At 58.4% G+C, this 3,104-nt stretch carries 2 protein-coding genes; both read left to right on the top strand.

All coding sequences use genetic code 11. The features are described 5' to 3' along the window. Positions 1-1,907: fatty acid oxidation complex subunit alpha FadB (gene fadB, locus ACIOZM_RS31595; RefSeq protein ID WP_401221553.1), on the top strand; the 1,907-nt coding region annotated here is incomplete at its 5' end. 29 nt (positions 1,908-1,936) lie between these two features. Then, the coding region (fadA, locus tag ACIOZM_RS31590; protein ID WP_401221550.1) for an acetyl-CoA C-acyltransferase FadA at positions 1,937-3,104 on the top strand (1,168 nt) is incomplete at its 3' end.

Genomic DNA, 3,104 nt, shown 5'->3' with positions numbered 1-3,104 from the left:
CGGATGCCGAGCTGGTTGCTGGCAATCTCGAAGCCAACAAGATCTTCAGCGATTTCGAAGACCTCAACGTTCCGACCGTAGCGGCCATCAATGGCATCGCTCTGGGCGGCGGTCTGGAAATGTGCCTGGCGGCGGACTACCGCGTCATGTCCACCAAGGCCAAGATCGGTCTGCCGGAAGTCAAACTGGGCATCTACCCGGGCTTCGGCGGTACCGTGCGTCTGCCGCGCCTGATCGGTGCCGACAACGCGATCGAGTGGATTGCCGCCGGCAAGGAAAACCGTCCTGAAGACGCGCTGAAAGTCGGCGCAGTCGATGCAGTGGTTGCTCCTGAAAAGCTGCAGGAAGCTGCCCTTGAACTGATCAAGCGCGCCATTTCCGGCGAGTTCGACTACAAGGCCAAGCGTCAGCCTAAGCTGGAAAAGCTCAAGCTGAATGCAATCGAACAAATGATGGCTTTCGAAACCGCCAAGGGTTTCGTCGCCGGTCAGGCTGGCCCGAACTATCCGGCGCCAGTTGAAGCGATCAAGACCATCCAGAAAGCCGCGAACTTCGGTCGTGAAAAGGCGCTGGAAATCGAAGCCACAGGTTTCGTCAAACTGGCCAAGACCTCTGCCGCGCAGAGCTTGATCGGTCTGTTCCTGAACGATCAGGAACTGAAGAAAAAGGCCAAGGCCTACGACGAAATCGCCAAAGACGTGAAGCAGGCTGCTGTATTGGGCGCCGGCATCATGGGTGGCGGTATCGCTTATCAGTCGGCCTCCAAAGGTACGCCGATCCTGATGAAGGACATCAACGAGCACGGTATCGAGCAGGGTCTGGCCGAAGCCGCCAAACTGCTGGTTGGCCGCGTTGATAAAGGTCGAATGACTCCAGCGAAAATGGCTGAAGTACTCAACGGCATTCGTCCTACGCTGTCCTACGGCGATTTCGGCCACGTCGACCTGGTGGTCGAAGCGGTTGTCGAGAACCCGAAGGTCAAGCAAGCCGTACTGGCTGAAGTCGAAGACAAGGTCAAAGAGGACACCATCCTCGCGTCCAACACCTCGACCATTTCCATCAGCCTGCTGGCCAAGGCCCTCAAGCGTCCGGAAAACTTCGTCGGCATGCACTTCTTCAACCCGGTGCACATGATGCCGCTGGTTGAGGTTATTCGTGGCGAGAAGTCCAGCGAGCTGGCTGTTGCCACCACCGTTGCCTACGCCAAGAAAATGGGCAAGAACCCGATCGTCGTCAACGACTGCCCGGGCTTCCTGGTCAACCGCGTACTGTTCCCGTACTTCGGCGGGTTTGCCAAACTGGTCAGCGCCGGCGTGGACTTCGTCCGCATCGACAAGATCATGGAAAAATTCGGCTGGCCAATGGGCCCGGCATACCTGATGGACGTGGTCGGTATCGACACCGGTCACCACGGTCGTGACGTTATGGCTGAAGGCTTCCCGGATCGCATGAAGGACGATCGTCGTTCGGCTATCGACGTGCTTTACGAAGCCAAGCGTCTGGGCCAGAAGAACGGCAAGGGCTTCTACGCCTACGAGACCGACAAGAAGGGCAAGCAGAAGAAAGTTGCCGATCCGTCGGTGCTTGAAGTGCTCAAGCCAATCGTTTACGAGCAGCGCGAAGTCACTGACGAAGACATCATCAACTGGATGATGATCCCGCTGTGCCTGGAAACCGTGCGTTGCCTGGAAGACGGCATCGTTGAAACTGCCGCCGAAGCCGACATGGGTCTGGTTTACGGTATCGGTTTCCCTCCATTCCGTGGCGGTGCACTGCGCTACATCGACTCGATCGGTGTTGCCGAGTTCGTTGCCCTGGCTGACCAGTACGCTGATTTGGGCGCGCTGTACCACCCGACCGCGAAGCTGCGCGAGATGGCCAAAACCGGCCAACGCTTCTTCGGTTAAGCGCCCCCAACTAGAGTGAGAGTGAACTTATGAGCTTGAATCCTAGAGACGTCGTGATTGTCGACTTCGGTCGTACTCCGATGGGCCGCTCCAAGGGCGGCATGCACCGCAACACCCGCGCCGAAGACATGTCGGCGCACCTGATCAGCAAATTGCTGGAACGCAACGTCAAGGTCGACCCGAACGAAGTCGAAGACGTGATCTGGGGCTGCGTAAACCAGACCCTGGAGCAGGGCTGGAACATCGCCCGCATGGCGTCCCTGATGACTCAGATCCCGCACACTGCTGCCGGTCAGACCGTCAGCCGTCTGTGTGGCTCGTCGATGAGTGCTCTGCACACTGCTGCGCAAGCGATCATGACCGGTAACGGTGACGTGTTCGTGGTTGGCGGCGTCGAGCATATGGGCCACGTGAGCATGATGCACGGTGTCGATCCGAACCCGCACATGTCGCTGTACGCGGCGAAAGCCTCGGGCATGATGGGCCTGACCGCTGAAATGCTGGGCAAAATGCACGGCATCACTCGCGAACAGCAGGACGCTTTCGGGGTGCGCTCTCACCAACTCGCCCACAAGGCGACCTTGGAAGGCAAGTTCAAAGACGAAATCATCCCGATGCAGGGCTATGACGAGAACGGTTTCCTGAAACTGTTCGACTACGACGAAACCATTCGTCCGGAAACCACCCTGGAAAGTCTGGCGGCTCTGAAGCCGGCCTTCAATCCAAAGGGCGGCACCGTGACTGCCGGTACTTCGTCGCAGATCACCGATGGTGCTTCGTGCATGATCGTGATGTCGGCGCAGCGTGCCCAGGATCTGGGTATCCAGCCTCTGGCAGTGATTCGTTCGATGGCAGTGGCAGGTGTGGACCCGGCGATCATGGGCTATGGTCCAGTTCCGGCTACACAAAAAGCGCTGAAGCGCGCTGGCCTTGGCATCAACGATATCGACTTCTTCGAGCTCAACGAAGCTTTCGCCGCACAGGCTCTGCCAGTGCTGAAAGATTTGAAAGTGCTCGACAAGATGAACGAGAAGGTTAACCTGCACGGCGGCGCGATCGCCCTGGGTCACCCGTTCGGTTGCTCCGGTGCCCGGATTTCCGGCACTTTGCTGAACGTGATGAAGCAGAATGGCGGCACCTTCGGGGGGGCGACGATGTGCTTTGGTCTCGGCCTTGGCATGTCCTCCGTCTTCGTTC

Source organism: Pseudomonas sp. NPDC087346, assembly GCF_044744235.1.
Lineage (GTDB): Bacteria > Pseudomonadota > Gammaproteobacteria > Pseudomonadales > Pseudomonadaceae > Aquipseudomonas.
This window is presented reverse-complemented; position numbering and strand designations above follow the sequence as displayed.